Here is a 15,507-nt window from a genome sequence, read left to right as displayed (position 1 = left end):
AGTTATCGATAAAGCGCCTATTTCAGTAATGAGATAGGCGCTTTTTTATGATAAGTATTATTAATACGGTACTTCAAATATAAAACAGTTGAAATTTGCGATTAGCAGCCTCATTTTATGAGATTACACCGTGTCTTCTAGATAGTAGAGCGTGTTGAACATTTTTATATGGCCTCGGTCAGTATGATAATGACAGTCGAATGTTCAACACGGCCTATTATTCTAAAATCGTGTTTTATACAAATTGATAAAAAATAAGAGGTCTTCATGTCTGATGTACCAGCACTTTCTATCCAAGGCTTATCCAAAACCTATGACAATGGGTTTTCGGCGTTAAAAGGGGTTGATTTAACCGTACCACAAGGTGGGTTCTTTGCACTGCTTGGCCCAAATGGCGCAGGTAAGTCCACCATGATTGGCATTATCAGTTCACTATTTAAGCCAACAACGGGTAGTGTCCATATTTTTGGAACAGATTTATTAGAGAACCCTTCGATTGCCAAACAGTACCTTGGCGTAGTACCGCAAGAATTTAATTTCAACATGTTTGAGAAAGTCGAAGATATCTTGATTACGCAAGCAGGTTACTTTGGTATTCCAGCAAAAGAAGCCAAACCACGCGCAAAAAGACTGCTGACAGCACTGGGGCTTTGGGATAAACGCGACAGCAAATCACGTGATTTATCTGGCGGTATGAAGCGCCGTCTGATGATTGCCCGAGCGTTGATTCATAAGCCAAAATTATTGATTCTCGATGAGCCAACGGCTGGAGTCGATATTGAACTGCGCCGCTCGATGTGGGAGTTTATGCAGCAGATTAATATCGAAGAAAACACCACGATTATTCTAACGACTCATTATCTGGAAGAAGCTGAGCAGCTGTGTAAACGCATTGCGATCTTGGATCACGGTGAGATTCGTATTAATACAGAAATGAAAGATTTATTGGCGCAGTTGTCAGTAGAGACGTTTGTCTTTGATCTAGAGACGCCGCTCAATGAGCAATTGGCCCTGACCGGAGTGACAGACATCTCCCAGCCAGATAAGCAGACGCTAGAAGTCACCCTGACAGAAGGCGAGTCATTAAATGGTGTCTTTGATCAGTTGTCTGATAAAGGCATCAAAGTCGGTAGTATGCGTAATAAAGCCAACCGTCTAGAAGAGTTGTTTATGCGCTTGGTTGACAAAAATATTGAAAGTGCAAACAGCATGAAGGAGGCGGGATTATGAGTCAGGAACTAATCGATCATAATAAAACGATGTCACTCAGTAAAAAGTGGATTGCGTTTCGTACTATTTGGTTCAAAGAAGTGCGCCGTATTCTGCGTATTTGGCCGCAGACGCTATTACCGCCAGTGATTACGATGAGCTTGTACTTTGTCATTTTTGGTAAGATGATTGGCTCGCGCGTAGGTGAGATGGGCGGCGTGCCCTACATGCAGTTCATCGTACCAGGTTTGATCATGATGTCGATCATTACCAACAGTTACTCGAACGTGGTCTCAAGCTTCTTTAGTGCCAAATTCACGTCTAGTATCGAGGAGCTGCTCGTTTCACCCGTCTCCAAGCATGCAATTTTGATGGGTTATATCAGCGGTGGTATCTTCCGTGGACTGGCTATCGGGGTGATTGTCTCGATTGTCGCGTTATTCTTTACTGACCTCGGTATCGAGCATTTATTTGTCACTGTATTTACGGTACTTGGCACGTCTATTTTGTTCTCACTAGGCGGTTTTATCAATGCGGTGTTTGCGCGATCATTTGATGATATCTCTATCATTCCAAGCTTTGTATTGACCCCGCTGACCTATCTTGGCGGCGTGTTCTATTCGATGGAAAATTTATCACCATTTTGGCAAAACATCTCGCTATTAAACCCTATCGTCTATATGGTCAACTCTTTCCGTTACGGTATCTTGGGCTACTCTGATGTCAACGTTTGGTATTCGATGGCAGCGATTTTTGTGTTCTGTGCGATATTTTATACCATTGCTTATCGCTTGCTCAGTAACGGTTCGCGCGTGCGTTTGTAGTTTGCTTTATCGTCTAAGCTGCTGATTGTTAGTAGTTTGACGCCTTGTCTTTTTTCTTATTCAATTTGGTAGCATTATTTTTCGGATAGGTGTGTAGGTCTTGGTAATTTCTTTTGTGATAAAAGAAAGCATCAGTCTTATCATACCTATCCGTTTTTTTTGAATAAAATGACACTTGTTATGTAAATGCAGGGGTTAATCAGCACAAAGATAAGCTATAAAATGCCAGTAATAGTGCCGTTGTGCCTGCTAAACTGCGCTGCATATGACCCCAAAAAATGGCGTCTTCAGGGTCTTTTTGCGCGCAAGGGTGGTGCCAAAAATGACGAGGGCAGGCAATAGGGAGCGCCAAAACGCCAGTTCATCTTCATTCATGTGCAAGTTGGTGGCGGCATTTTTGACCAAAATACTCATCGTGGCAAACAAGAATGCAGCGTTGACCATCCAAGCTGAGCCTAAAGGGATTTTTTGTATCATAGGACGTGACAAGCAAAAAAAGGCAACTGTAACATTCCAAGCGATATAGGTTTTGGCTAATTTTGGTCAAACAATGAGGATAGTTAAAGGCAGCTTTATGATATCGCGCAACCTTTTCATAATGTAAAATATGACAGCGAGACACACATAAAAGGCGCACGCTGACAAGTCGATTGGGGTAAAATAGCGACCTATCAATATTACGTACATTATTTAGCAACTTATTTAGCAGTTAGGGCCGTTTATGAGTATTCATGGTATTTTAGGAGAACAAACCACCGATTATCCGACTGAGTATAGCCCAGAGACGCTATATCCTATTGCACGTAGTATGGGACGTGATGTGATTGGCTGGCACGCTGACAAACTAACGGTCGGCGTAGATTGGTGGCAGGCATTCGAGATCTCTTGGTTAAATCTACAAGGTATTTCGCAAGTGGCGATGGCGCGGTTTAGTATTCCTGCCAGCTCGCCCTTTATCGTAGAGTCAAAATCGCTCAAGCTATATTTGAACAGTATCAATTTTACAGAGTTCGCCAGTTGGAATGACGTTCAAGCGTTGATCGCTAAAGACCTGTCAGCCTGTTTGCAAGCGGAAGTACAGGTGGAGTTATTTACGCTGAATGATGCAGCAAGCCTGCTAATAGCCCAGCCAACAGGTATTTGTATTGATGACGCATTGGCAGGTAGCACGGGAAAAATCGAGTTAACTGAGCATCCTGATGCATCACTGTTGAGTAATGATGAAACAGAAGCGAGCAGTGAACGTGTGGCAAATAACAGCAATCAGCCTTATGTTTTTTATTCTAATCTGCTGCGTAGTAATTGCCCTGTGACCAATCAGCCAGATTGGGGCACACTAGCCGTGTCGATAACGACTGATAAGACTTTTAACAACGCAAATATGCTACGTTATATATTAAGTTTTCGTCAGCACAACGGCTTTCATGAGCAGTGTGTTGAGCAGATATTTGCAGATTTGAGTCAGTATTATCAGCCAGAGACGCTGATGGTGCGGGCATGGTACACGCGCCGCGGCGGTATCGATATTAACCCTTGCCGTGTTAGCGATATGGCACTATTGCCTGCGCCGAGTCGCCTGATTCGCCAATAATTTATAAGTCGTACAAAAAAGCGCCTATCTCATTTAATGGGATAGGCGCTTTTCTTGTGTCTCAAATCAAACATATCTGACGTTCAATTTACTGACGCTGTATGCTTGGACTACGATTTATTCACAGCCCAATTTTGCCAGTAGCTCGTCACGGCTAAGCAACTCTTTTTCACCGTCACGACGATTGACATATTCGTATTTGTCTTCAGCGATGTTACGATCAGACACGACGATACGGTGTGGAATACCAATCAATTCTAAATCAGCAAACTTCACTCCTGGGCGTTCGTTACGATCGTCCAGTAGGATGTTGACACCTTTGGCCTTTAGCGTCTCATAAAGCTCAGTGGCAGTCTGCATGACCGTCTCTTCTTTTGACTTCATCGGTACGATAGCCACTTCAAAAGGCGCAAGTGAGTCTTTTACATCAGGCGTTTGTGGCCACATGATACCGTTATCATCGTGGTTTTGCTCGATGGCAGCCGCGATGATGCGGCTGACGCCGATACCATAGCAGCCCATCATCAAGGTTACCGGCTTGCCAGCTTCGCCTGAGACGCTGCAGCCAAGTGCTTGTGAGTACTTATCACCCAACTGGAAGATATGACCAACTTCGATACCGCGTTTGATTTGTAGGGTTCCCTGACCATCAGGTGAGGCGTCGCCTTCGAGTACGTTGCGGATATCAACGATGCGTGTGATGTGCGCGTCACGATCCCAATTGACTCCGGTTGCGTGTTTGTTGACTTCGTTGGCACCAGCGACAAAGTCAGAGAGAATAGCCGCTGCGCGATCGACGAACACAGGGATATCTAGATCGACACCGATATAGCCTTTGAGCAGTCCTGCGGCTTTTAGCTCCTCTTCACTCGCCATAGTCAGCGGCGTGTTTACTTCTTCGATTTTTTCCGCTTTGATGTCGTTGAGCGTATGATCGCCGCGCAGTACCAACGCAACCAACTGCTCTTCGCCTTCTGGCGTATGACCTTTGACAATCAAAGTTTTCACGGTGGTGGCAAGTGGAATATCTAAATGCGCAGCAACCGCTTCGCAGGTTGGCATATTAACGGTATCAACGTTGGTCAGTTCTTGGGTCGCAGGCTGACGCTCGCCTGTGCTAATGGCTTCAGCAAGCTCAATATTGGCTGCGTAGTCAGAGATGGTTGAGAAGGCAATGTCATCTTCGCCACTGTCTGCCAAAACATGAAACTCATGTGAGGCAAAGCCGCCGATAGAGCCTGAATCCGCTTGTACCGCGCGAAAGTCAAAACCCAAACGGCTAAAGATACGAGTATAGGCGTCGTACATATCTCGATAAGTCTCAGCAAGTGAGGCTTGATCGATATGAAACGAGTAAGCATCTTTCATGGTAAATTCGCGTGCGCGCATCACACCAAAGCGTGGACGAATCTCGTCACGGAATTTGCTTTGAATCTGAAAGAAAGTAATCGGTAGTTGCTTATAACTACGTAGCTCGCCTTTTGCCAGATTGGTGATGACTTCTTCATGCGTTGGACCCAGCACAAAGTCACGATCATGACGGTCTTTGAAACGCAGTAGCTCAGGGCCGTAGTCTTCAAAGCGTCCGCTGGTCTGCCATAGCTCAGCAGGCTGCGTCATCGGCATCAGCAACTCTTGTGCGCCGATGTTTTGCATCTCTTCACGAACGATGCGCTCAACCTTTTGCAAAATACGCAGACCCATGGGCAACCAAATATACAATCCAGAAGCGATCTTGCGGATAAGACCAGCACGCACCATCAATTGGCTTGAGGCGATGTCGGCATCACTTGGGGTTTCTTTTAGTGTGGCAAATAAAAATTGACTGGCTTTCATAAATAAAGCGTAACCTTATCTTTGATAAAAAAATAAGAAATAGTAGGATGTTGAGCGTATGGCTAATCGTTTCATTGCCGCCGCAAGCTTACCTTTATCACTTAGCAATATTCTAGGGTATTTCCTAGTTACTCACATGCTGGTATAAAAAAGCACATCAGTAAGAACCACTCTTATAAGAGTAAACAAGAGAGGCAAATTTGATTTGAGGTATGAACATGCCGAAATGCAAGATATTCAGGGCAAGAGCCTGATAATGCTAAAAGACTGACATTTTATACATACAATCTGACTATGTTAGGTAAAGTTCGCCTAAGACGCAATGACTTTTTATCTTTTCAGACCGAACGTTATACAAAGGCTGAGATGAGGCTCGAATAATTGAGTTGTTGATAAGCTTTTAAGCCAAAGGTAATGTATGTTTTGGAGATTGCCTGATTTATGTATTATGTAGAAGATTGGTAGCCACTACTTGAATTTACTGCACAATAGTCGCATTTACAGGTTAAGTATTTGTTTTAATTACATAAAATCGTTAGTCATCTGAAAAACGATGCACTCTTATAACGATGCACTTTTATAAAGGTAACTTCTATGAGTAGTCCTGATATGAACAGTACCAATGGCACCCACAAGCCAGCGAAGCAGCCTATTGCTACGATGTCTTGGGTGATATTGCTCATTGGCTTAGCAGCCATCGTTTTTGCTATTTATAGCGCGCAAAAAATCACAGAAGAAGAACCGATAGAAACCATCACTCGAGAAGGCGTGGTCACGCAAATCCAGCAATTAAACAGACTCCATACCGTCGCGTTCAGCGTTGATACGGTGATTACGAGTGAGCGTCCAGGGAGTTGGATGAAGCTGTGGCAAGATGAACAAAAAGCGCTTTTCATCGCTCATGGCCGCGTCGAAGCAGGGGTTGATCTGAGTGCTTTGACGCCTGAGATGGTGCAGGTCATTCAGCCTACTCAAACTATAACTGATGCAGAGGATGAGCAAGCAGCGAATAATGCACCTGCCTCAGCCATGCCACAAATCAATATTACCTTACCACCTACAGAGATATTTTCAGTATATTTAGATGATATCGAGATTTATGACTGGCAGACAGGCGCTTTTGGCATGATGCAAGTTGATCCTAAGATATTGGCGCAAGCACAAACCATGGCAAAAAAAGAAGTGCTAGAGCGTGCTTGCCGAGGAGATGTCATGAATATGGCGCTGCAAAATGCTCAAACGCAATTGCAGCAGCTGTTTGCTTTAACGGGTGCTGTCGTGACGGTCAACACGCAGGGTGCAGGCGCATGTCAGTTGCCAGCAGTCACTAATAGCTAGTTTACTCTTTTTTAAATTCAGCAATGGCGAGCTTACGTGCTGATTTATGTTCGACCATAGGCGCAGGGTAGTCAGCATTTGCAAAGTCTCCACCCTTCGCCAGTGCTTTACGCATTTTATCCTCACTATGCAAAGTGCTCGCGGGGATGTCTTTTAGTTCTGGTAGCCACGTTTTGATAAATATCGCTTTTTTATCATGAGTGCTTCCTTGGCTAAAGGGGTTCATAATACGGAAGTAGGGCGCTGAGTCAGTACCTGTTGATGCGCTCCATTGCCAGCCGCCATTATTGGAGGCAAAATCCCCATCGATGAGCTGCTGCATAAAGTAGCGCTCACCCAAGCGCCAATCAATCAACAAGTCTTTGGTCAAAAACATTGCTGTGACCATTCTCAGTCGATTGTGCATAAATCCAGTAGCGTTCAGACAGCGCATCGCAGCATCGACCAATGGTACGCCTGTTTTGCCTGTGCACCATGATTTAAAATCCTCTTCATCGTATGACCAACTAACTTTGGTGTCAGTGTCCTCTTTATACGCTTTATGGCGAATCAGGTTTGGCTTATCGACCAGCACATGACGATAAAAATCTCGCCATGCAAGCTCGCTTATCCAGCGGTCGATATCTTCATTATCGCCATCATTACCGTGTAGCTTTTCTTGTACTTTGCTGGCTTGTAGATAGCAGAGTCGAGGGCTGATAGACCCTATAGTGAGATAAGCGGATAGCTGACTGGTGGCATGCAGGTGTGGCACATCGCGGCTGACATCATAGTCATTGATATCATCAGCGACAAACTCATCTAAGCGCTGGCAAGCAGCAGACTCCCCTGCAGGATAGGCGTCCCTTGCGGCTGTGAGTTGGGCTTTCATATCGATATGCTGTAACGAGTCCTCTTTTTGCAGCGTCTTTTGATAATCACCAAGCATTTCTTCACTGAGGGCTTTGATATCGTCAACTGTATGGGCACTATTTTTCGATGATTTTAGCTCGATTTTATCATCGCAGTCGACTGCTGGCGCGTCATGCGTCTGGATGGTGCTAACGTCTAGCGTATGTCGCCATTTCTTATGAAACGGCGTGAAGACTTTATACATACTATCGCCGTCATTTGTCGTGATACTCAGCGGTGGCAAGATACATTGTTCATGCCAGCGGACAAACTCGATGTCGTCTTTTGCAAGCTGCTCACTCAATGCCTCATCACGATCAATCTCATTGCCTTCGTATTCATGGTTAGCCATGACGCAGCTGATGTCGTTGTCCTTACATAAGCTCGTCAGAGACTCTATACAGTCAGAAAAGCTTGGACAGAGCTGTACTGTTAAAGTGATATTCAGTTGTGATTTCAAATCCTTTGCTAGTATAGGTAACGTACGAGTAATATGGTCGACTTGCACCAAAGAGGTGTCATGCTGTTGCCACTGCTCGGGCGTCAAAAAGAATATGGCGGATACCGATGCATTGTCTTCATTAGCCCGCTCGCACAGTGCTGCCAATGCAGTATTATCATGAATGCGCAAATCTCGACGAAACCACATCAAGTAATGCAACGGATTGTCGCTATCGCTACTGTCATTGTTTTTATTATTGCTACCATGGTTGTTAGTAGTCTTTGACATCAAAGTATCCCTATATGAATCAATCGCAATCATAAACAAAACTCGGCATAAAAGTATGCTAGGATAAGTTTTTGGATGCAATGGCTTTGCCGTTCGCGTAACAAATTCTCATCATATCTCACGATTTATCTTTAGTCTGACGCTATCTGATGCCGCTATAATCGATGTCAGATTTATGAATATAAAATCCAAGGTCACAAAATGCACGTTAAGTTTTGCGGATTTACTCAGCTTAGTGATATACAGACTGCGGCACAGTTAGGTGCAGACGCAGTCGGTTTGGTGTTTTATCCGCCAAGTCCGCGTGCGGTCACGATAGAGCAAGCACAGACATTGAGTGCTGCCGTGCCTGCTTTTGTGAGCGTGGTGGCGTTAGTGGTCAATATGCCTAAAGATGAGCTAGTCAAATTAGCAAACGATGTACCTTTTGATATCATTCAGTTTCACGGTGATGAAACGCCTGAACAATGCGAGCAGCTGGCAAGCAGTGTCAATAAACGCTGGATCAAAGCATTGCGTATCAATGCAGAGCAAGACACGCCAGATAGCGTTCGTGCTCAGATTGCACAGTTTGCTGACGCAGGTGCCAGTAGTATTTTGCTGGATGCTTATCATCAAGCGGCATATGGCGGGACAGGGCAGCGCTTTGACTGGAGTCTCATTCCCCATGACAGCGCGTTACCAATTGTATTGGCTGGTGGTCTTGATGCGCAAAATGTCGCAGAGACATCAAATCTGCCCATCTACGGCGTCGATGTCAGTGGTGGTATCGAGGTTGATAAAGGCAAAAAAGATGCTGCCAAGATGCGTGCCTTTATGAAAGCGGTCAAGCGCGACCGATGGCAAAACGCTACGGTCACTGACGCCATTTAAGTTTATTATCGTAGGTTATTTTCTATATATAATAGGCTTATTTGGTCGTTATTCCGATTTTTCCGTTCCAATCTTATTTCATTTTTCTCTTTATATTTATTCTAAAAAATACCACTTATTACAGTAGGAATTACCATGAGTCATGTCGCGAACAAAGATTTATCTACTACAGCACAATCTGTAAACACCTTTACCAATCCTGAAAACGTGCAAGATTTTAACCAATACCCTGATGCACGCGGCCATTTCGGTGTACATGGTGGACGCTTTGTCTCTGAGACGCTGATGGCCGCATTAGAAGAGCTTGAGACGCTTTATACCAAAGTCAAAGCAGATCCAGCGTTTTGGGAAGAGTATCATAACGATTTGGTTAATTATGTCGGTCGCCCAACGCCGCTATATCATGCCAAACGCTTGAGTGATGAGATCGGCGGCGCGCAAATTTATTTTAAGCGTGAAGACCTGAACCATACTGGCGCGCACAAAGTAAACAACACCATTGGACAAGCACTGCTTGCCAAGATGTGTGGCAAAAAACGTATCATCGCCGAAACTGGCGCAGGACAGCATGGTGTCGCGACCGCAACGATTGCTGCGCGCTTGGGCCTAGAATGTATCGTCTATATGGGTGCTGACGATGTTGAACGTCAAAAAATGAACGTTTATCGTATGCGTTTGCTTGGGGCGACAGTCGTGCCGGTTACTTCTGGCTCACGCACGCTAAAAGACGCGATGAATGAGGCCATGCGTGATTGGGTGACCAATGTTGATAGCACGTATTATATTATTGGTACCGTTGCAGGGCCGCACCCTTATCCGCTATTGGTTCGTGATTTCCAAGCCATTATTGGGAAAGAAGCCCGTATCCAGCATTTAGAAAAAACAGGCAAAATGCCAGATGCGTTGGTTGCTTGTGTCGGTGGCGGCTCAAACGCGATTGGCTTGTTTTTTGATTTCCTAAACGATACTGAAGTGAAAATGTATGGCGTCGAGGCGACAGGTGATGGCATTGAATCAGGTCGTCATTCAGCGCCATTAGCGGCTGGTCGTATCGGCGTGCTACATGGCAACCGTACTTACCTCATGGCAGATGATGATGGTCAGATCCAAGAGACGCATTCTATCTCAGCGGGTCTTGATTACCCAGGTGTTGGTCCGGAGCATAGCTTCTTAAAAGATATGAAGCGCGTCGAGTATGTCGGCTGTACGGATAAAGAAGCGCTAGAAGGTTTCCATGAGTCTACGCGTAAAGAAGGCATCATTCCTGCGCTTGAGACTGCTCATGCTGTCGCGTATGCATTGAAACTGGCTAAAACCATGACACCTGATCAGACAATCATCGTTAATATGTCAGGTCGCGGTGACAAAGATTTGCATTCAGTGATGAAGGCAGAAGGGATTGAGATGTAGTAAGAGTAGAGTAGTTTAGATGGTTGTATAAGAAAGTTTAGCAGCGTATTAACTTGATTAGGTATCATAAATCTCAATACGCTAATTGATAATTACTTCATTCTATAGAGTAGAGTAGTTATCAATATTGCTAGCTATTTTTTTATTATCGATAGTATACCTCCATGAATTTGAACCGCTTAATACCGAGTAAGCCTAGCCAGTTGGGCAAGTATCCAGACCAAGCAGTGCTAACAGCGCCAGTCACAATAAGTGTGGGTGTACCTACTGAAAGCGTCAGTTTTTGGCAGAGTTATGGTTTCTTTATAGTTGTCATTGTATGGTCAGTGATGTATGTCTTTATGGCCGTTTGGGAGTTTTCGACAGGTTATACGGTTACGACAATTGATGAAATTTTAAGAAATATTCTTGGGATTTGGTCTCTTTTAGCTATACCCATGTTGTTTTTATTTCTGATGATATATTGGTTGCATCGTGCCCAAAAAGGTTTTGTTGTGCCAAATCCATGGGTTGCAAAGCGGTTGACTTGGAAACATGTGCCAATCATGGTTATTAAAGAAGATAGCATTAGCTTTCTATCTAGCTTCTTTATATTCATTGATAAGCTACATCATGATCAGATAGTAAGCTTTGATGATGTTGAAAAGTTTTATCTAAATCAAAGTAGTCATTCTGGTATTGGTTTTTCGATAATATATAAAAAACAGCATGTTGCAGCTATGAAAAATAAAGGTAAAAGACTTGAAGGCTTGTTAGCTCACAAAAAATTTACGTTATATGAGCATTACAATGTTTTGAATGGCCGGTATTATATTGATTTGCGTGAAATTCTAAATATTATGAATACTTTTCATAAGCAAAGAACTGATGATATTAAATATTTGTCGCAAGATAACCATGATAATTTAATGGATATTGGCTGGTAAGAATACACTTATATAAGCTAAAAATTTATTTAACAAAATTATAAGAGACCACTATGACCAGAATTGAAAGCACTTTTGAAACTTTAAAATCACAAAATAAAAAAGCCCTGATCCCTTATGTGATGGCAGGCGATCCTAATCCTGCAACGACCGTCGGTCTATTGCATGACTTAGTCAAGCACGGCGCCGATATGATCGAAGTCGGCTTACCATTCTCTGACCCGATGGCAGATGGTCCTGTGGTTGCGTTGGCTGGCGAGCGTGCATTAGCAGCAGGTACGAGTACTCGTGATGCGCTAAAGATGGTGGCAGAGTTTCGCCAAACCGACACGCAAACGCCAATCATCTTGATGGGCTATCTTAATCCTGTAGAGATTATCGGTTACGATAATTTTGTGGATCTATGCGAGCAGTCAGGTGTTGATGGTTTGTTGATGGTAGATTTGCCACCAGCAGAAGCGGGTAGCTTTACGCAGCATTTGACCGACCATTCAATGAATGAGATTTTTTTGCTATCGCCAACGACGTTGCCTGAGCGCCGTGAGCAAGTATTGACTCATTGCGGCGGCTATATTTATTATGTATCGCTAAAAGGTGTGACGGGCTCAGCCACGCTAGATACTGACGATGTAGCAACTCAAGTTCAAGCAATCAAAGCAGAAACAGACTTGCCAGTATGCGTCGGCTTTGGTATCCGTGATGGCGCTTCTGCAAAAGCAATTGGTACTCATGCGGATGGTGTTATCGTGGGTAGTGCATTGGTACAGAATTTTGCAGATATTGATGCCAATGATACCGATGCGGTAGCAAGTGCTCAGCAAAACATCATGGCAAAAATGGATGAGCTGCGTGCAGCTTTAGACAGTCTGAGTGCTTAATATTCATTATCCTAGTATCGCTTTTATTAAGCTAACAGCGGCATGATGTTTTAAGTATCTAATTGAGGCGATTTGATAAAGGTAATAGTTATAAAGGCGATAACTGGTTTGAAGGGGTTATTTTGAGTAATTGGCCTTGAATCACGAAGTTAAATAATGGGAATCAATGACTCAAAAACGTTACTGAAAGATGACGTTAAATGACTTTGCTAAATTTAGTTTACGAGTGTAAACTAACATGACTATTATATGGCGTCTGATAGCCGTGGTTTGTCAGTGACTAGTTTCAAAAAGCATTTGCCAAAAAGCATTTGCCAAAAAGTCTCAACAAGCACATCATCTATCAACAAGCACCTAACCAAATGATCGACACGTAAGATTGATACATCAACGTGTCGCATAATTGCTCATGTTATGACTGGGTTTGACGCTTTGTTTAGACAACCATTAAACTCTCAATGACAAGCGAATGAGCCAACTTGTCAATAAGCCTTTTATGATGGCAAATAATATGACTGATACAGCAACAAAACTCGATAATAATACTGCTAAAGCCGAGCCAAACAGCAACGCGGAGAGGCAGTCATGGTTTAACCGTCCTATACCAGGTATCAAGCAGCAATTAACTGCGCAATTGACCGCGGTAGAGACTGAACCGTCGACCAAATGCAGCAATTGTCATTCTGTGATTACCAACACCGCACTGATTTTTAACTGCTATGTGTGTCCACACTGTGATCATCATTTACCGATGAGTGCTCGTGAGCGCTTGAATTGGTTGCTTGATCAAGTAGACGGCGAGACAGGGCAAGAATTCACTGCCAAAGATCCGCTGAGCTTTGTGGATAGCAAGCCATATCCTGCGCGTATGAGCGAAGCACAAGAAAAGACAGGCGAGAGTGAGGCGCTGGTTGCCATGTACGGTAAACTGCGTAACCTTGATATCGTCGCTTGTGCCTTTGATTTCCGCTTTATGGGCGGCTCGATGGGTTCAGTGGTCGGTGATCGTTTTGTACAAGCCGCTGAAAGAGCGCTTGAGCAAAAAGCACCGTTAGTGTGCTTTGCTGCTTCTGGCGGTGCGCGTATGCAAGAAGGTCTGTTGTCATTGATGCAAATGGCACGCACGGCGGCAGCGATTGAACGTTTGAGAATCGCTGGTATTCCATATATTGTGGTATTGACGAATCCTGTTTATGGCGGTGTGACTGCGTCATTGGCCATGCTGGGTGATATCCATCTGGCAGAACCAAAAGCGATGATTGGCTTTGCGGGCAAGCGTGTAATCGAGCAGACCGTGCGTGAGACGTTAGAAGAGCCGTTCCAACGTGCAGAGTTCTTATTAGAGCATGGCGTCGTAGATGAAGTGGTGCATCGTCATCAACTGATTGATACGATCTATCGTTTGCTCGCAAAACTGTGCCACGTACCTAATGTAGATGCTTAATGAGATGTATGGCTCAGTATCATGAGTCAATTATTGAGTGCATAAACGCCTAGCCGCGTGCTAACATCTACTGCATATGCAAGACCCTCTAATAGCATTTATCGTCATTGCACGGTAAATGCTATTTTTGGTTTTAGCCAACACATATATTTCTATTTCTTATTAAATTTCCTATAGGTTTTATCCATGTCTGATCTTGTAGCATCCAACTCTAGTAGCCCTAACGACAACGTTGGTTTGGTCAGCTTGACCGAATGGCTAAATTATATGCAGCAAATACATGTGTCTGCAATAGATATGGGACTATCGCGTGTATTGCCTGTTGCCGAAGCGCTAGGAGTAGTAAAGTCAGCTAAAGATGACGCTTATGTCTTCACTGTGGCAGGCACCAATGGTAAAGGCTCTACGACCGCTGTTATCGCCGAAATGTGTAAAGCTGCAGGTTATAAGACGGCACTATATCAATCGCCACACTTGAGCGTATTTAATGAGCGCGTGCGTATCAATGGCGAAATGGTCAGCGATGAGACGCTGATTGATGCTTTTAGCAAAGTCGAAGCAGCACGTTTAGAGTGCGATTTGACCTTGTCATTCTTTGAGATGACAACGCTGGCAGCATTACTCATATTTGCTGAGGCAGACTGTGATGTATGGGTGTTAGAAGTTGGATTAGGCGGACGGTTAGATGTGGTCAATATTATTGATCCTGATATGGCAGTGATTACTAATATTGGTATCGATCATGTCGACTGGCTCGGTGACAATGTTGAGGACATCGGTCGCGAGAAAGCAGGTATATTGCGCCAAGGTATTTCTTTAGTTTATGGTGCTATTGAAATGCCATCTAGCGTGCAGCACGCTATCGATAATAAGCAAGCGACTTGTTATCAAATTGGGCAAGATTTTAGCTACCGCGATATTGACTCAATAATTTGGCAATACAGTAATGCGGCAGTTACCTTGCAACTACCACGCCCTGCGCTATCCTTGACCAATACTGCTAATGCACTATCGGCGGTACTTGCAAGCCCGTTGAAAGTCGATGTAAGTGCCATCGAGCAGGCATTGCAAACTGTCAAACTGGCAGGGCGCTTTGATTATCGTGAAAGCCATCATCGCCATTGGTTGTTTGATGTGGCGCACAACGAGCAAGGTGTGGAATTTTTATTAGCGCAGTTATTGCCATTTTGGCATCAGCATTTGAGTAAACACGGCAGCCAAGCTGATAGAGACCTTCCAAAAATCAAAATGTTGTTCTCTATGTTGGGTGATAAAGATATCGACAAAGTAGTACAGCGTCTGACTCAAGCAGGCTTGCCGATTAGTGATTGGTTCATTGCTGAGATTGATTATCCTCGTGCCGCGAGTACCGAGCAGCTACAAGGCGTCTTAACTCAATATGTGGATAGCGCCAACATATATCAATTCGATGGCTTGCATGCAGCGACGTATGCGGTAATAGCTGATAGTCAGCCACAAGATCTAATCGTCGTATGTGGTTCGTTTCATACGATTGGCGAAGCGCTTGCTGCACTCACCATATAGTGATTGAGGTTA

Annotated in this window: 13 protein-coding genes; 10 read left to right on the top strand and 3 right to left on the bottom strand. The window is 44.1% G+C overall.

Translation table 11 applies throughout. The annotated features are described in order from the left end of the window. Positions 1 to 267 precede the first annotated feature (267 nt). Entirely contained in the window at positions 268 to 1,230 is a 963-nt protein-coding gene (locus AS194_RS03180) for an ABC transporter ATP-binding protein (RefSeq protein ID WP_058024026.1), read from the top strand. Between the two features lie 29 nt (positions 1,231 to 1,259). Further along, complete coding sequence (locus AS194_RS03175; RefSeq protein WP_057762348.1) at positions 1,260 to 2,033, top strand: ABC transporter permease; 774 nt, start codon at positions 1,260 to 1,262, stop codon at positions 2,031 to 2,033. A 249-nt stretch (positions 2,034 to 2,282) separates the two neighbouring features. On the opposite strand, the gene AS194_RS03170 is transcribed toward AS194_RS03175, so the two are convergent. Then, positions 2,283 to 2,510 (bottom strand): hypothetical protein, encoded by a 228-nt coding sequence (locus tag AS194_RS03170; RefSeq protein ID WP_152978593.1) that lies wholly within the window; start codon positions 2,508 to 2,510, stop codon positions 2,283 to 2,285. Positions 2,511 to 2,754: 244 nt separating this feature from the next. Between AS194_RS03170 and queF the strand changes: the two genes are divergently transcribed. Beyond that, entirely contained in the window at positions 2,755 to 3,624 is an 870-nt protein-coding gene (queF, locus tag AS194_RS03165) for an NADPH-dependent 7-cyano-7-deazaguanine reductase QueF (RefSeq protein WP_058024024.1), read from the top strand. A gap of 117 nt (positions 3,625 to 3,741) precedes the next feature. Here queF and AS194_RS03160 read toward each other — a convergent pair whose 3' ends face one another. After that, positions 3,742 to 5,460, bottom strand: coding sequence for a proline--tRNA ligase (locus AS194_RS03160; RefSeq protein ID WP_058024023.1), 1,719 nt, complete (start codon positions 5,458 to 5,460; stop codon positions 3,742 to 3,744). A 594-nt stretch (positions 5,461 to 6,054) separates the two neighbouring features. On the opposite strand from AS194_RS03160, the gene AS194_RS03155 reads away from it, so the two are divergent. After that, positions 6,055 to 6,798, top strand: a complete 744-nt coding sequence (locus AS194_RS03155; RefSeq protein WP_058024022.1) for a DUF4230 domain-containing protein — start codon at positions 6,055 to 6,057, stop codon at positions 6,796 to 6,798. Between the two features lies 1 nt (position 6,799). Here AS194_RS03155 and AS194_RS03150 read toward each other — a convergent pair whose 3' ends face one another. Further along, positions 6,800 to 8,419 (bottom strand): cryptochrome/photolyase family protein, encoded by a 1,620-nt coding sequence (locus AS194_RS03150; RefSeq protein ID WP_058024021.1) that lies wholly within the window; start codon positions 8,417 to 8,419, stop codon positions 6,800 to 6,802. A 201-nt stretch (positions 8,420 to 8,620) separates the two neighbouring features. Between AS194_RS03150 and AS194_RS03145 the strand changes: the two genes are divergently transcribed. The 6 genes from AS194_RS03145 (at position 8,621) to AS194_RS03120 (ending at position 15,495) form a co-directional block, all read left to right on the top strand. Next, positions 8,621 to 9,292: a phosphoribosylanthranilate isomerase gene (locus AS194_RS03145; protein WP_058024020.1), complete on the top strand. Its 672-nt coding sequence runs from the start codon at positions 8,621 to 8,623 to the stop codon at positions 9,290 to 9,292. A gap of 135 nt (positions 9,293 to 9,427) precedes the next feature. Further along, the gene (gene trpB, locus AS194_RS03140; protein ID WP_227511563.1) at positions 9,428 to 10,702 is read left to right on the top strand and encodes a tryptophan synthase subunit beta; all 1,275 of its coding nucleotides are present in this window, start codon (positions 9,428 to 9,430) and stop codon (positions 10,700 to 10,702) included. 164 nt (positions 10,703 to 10,866) lie between these two features. Then, positions 10,867 to 11,628 carry a hypothetical protein gene (locus tag AS194_RS03135; RefSeq protein ID WP_058024019.1) on the top strand — a complete coding sequence of 254 codons (762 nt, stop codon included), beginning with the start codon at positions 10,867 to 10,869 and terminating at the stop codon, positions 11,626 to 11,628. A gap of 53 nt (positions 11,629 to 11,681) precedes the next feature. Then, positions 11,682 to 12,506: a tryptophan synthase subunit alpha gene (gene trpA / locus AS194_RS03130; protein ID WP_058024018.1), complete on the top strand. Its 825-nt coding sequence runs from the start codon at positions 11,682 to 11,684 to the stop codon at positions 12,504 to 12,506. Between the two features lie 499 nt (positions 12,507 to 13,005). Next, positions 13,006 to 13,950: an acetyl-CoA carboxylase, carboxyltransferase subunit beta gene (gene accD, locus AS194_RS03125; protein ID WP_200960309.1), complete on the top strand. Its 945-nt coding sequence runs from the start codon at positions 13,006 to 13,008 to the stop codon at positions 13,948 to 13,950. Between the two features lie 186 nt (positions 13,951 to 14,136). Next, positions 14,137 to 15,495: a bifunctional folylpolyglutamate synthase/dihydrofolate synthase gene (locus AS194_RS03120; RefSeq protein WP_058024017.1), complete on the top strand. Its 1,359-nt coding sequence runs from the start codon at positions 14,137 to 14,139 to the stop codon at positions 15,493 to 15,495. Positions 15,496 to 15,507: the final 12 nt, after the last annotated feature.

It is taken from the genome of Psychrobacter piscatorii (genome assembly GCF_001444505.1).
GTDB lineage: Bacteria > Pseudomonadota > Gammaproteobacteria > Pseudomonadales > Moraxellaceae > Psychrobacter > Psychrobacter piscatorii_B.
This window is presented reverse-complemented; position numbering and strand designations above follow the sequence as displayed.

Coding starts and splice junctions, on each gene's coding strand:
- AS194_RS03145 (WP_058024020.1), top strand. CDS start 8,621: ATGCACGTTAAGTTTTGCGGATTTACTCAGCTTAGTGATATACAGACT.
- trpA (WP_058024018.1), top strand. CDS start 11,682: ATGACCAGAATTGAAAGCACTTTTGAAACTTTAAAATCACAAAATAAA.
- AS194_RS03170 (WP_152978593.1), bottom strand. CDS start 2,510: ATGATACAAAAAATCCCTTTAGGCTCAGCTTGGATGGTCAACGCTGCA.
- AS194_RS03150 (WP_058024021.1), bottom strand. CDS start 8,419: ATGTCAAAGACTACTAACAACCATGGTAGCAATAATAAAAACAATGAC.
- AS194_RS03135 (WP_058024019.1), top strand. CDS start 10,867: ATGAATTTGAACCGCTTAATACCGAGTAAGCCTAGCCAGTTGGGCAAG.
- accD (WP_200960309.1), top strand. CDS start 13,006: ATGGCAAATAATATGACTGATACAGCAACAAAACTCGATAATAATACT.
- AS194_RS03155 (WP_058024022.1), top strand. CDS start 6,055: ATGAGTAGTCCTGATATGAACAGTACCAATGGCACCCACAAGCCAGCG.
- AS194_RS03160 (WP_058024023.1), bottom strand. CDS start 5,460: ATGAAAGCCAGTCAATTTTTATTTGCCACACTAAAAGAAACCCCAAGT.
- trpB (WP_227511563.1), top strand. CDS start 9,428: ATGAGTCATGTCGCGAACAAAGATTTATCTACTACAGCACAATCTGTA.
- queF (WP_058024024.1), top strand. CDS start 2,755: ATGAGTATTCATGGTATTTTAGGAGAACAAACCACCGATTATCCGACT.
- AS194_RS03120 (WP_058024017.1), top strand. CDS start 14,137: ATGTCTGATCTTGTAGCATCCAACTCTAGTAGCCCTAACGACAACGTT.
- AS194_RS03180 (WP_058024026.1), top strand. CDS start 268: ATGTCTGATGTACCAGCACTTTCTATCCAAGGCTTATCCAAAACCTAT.
- AS194_RS03175 (WP_057762348.1), top strand. CDS start 1,260: ATGTCACTCAGTAAAAAGTGGATTGCGTTTCGTACTATTTGGTTCAAA.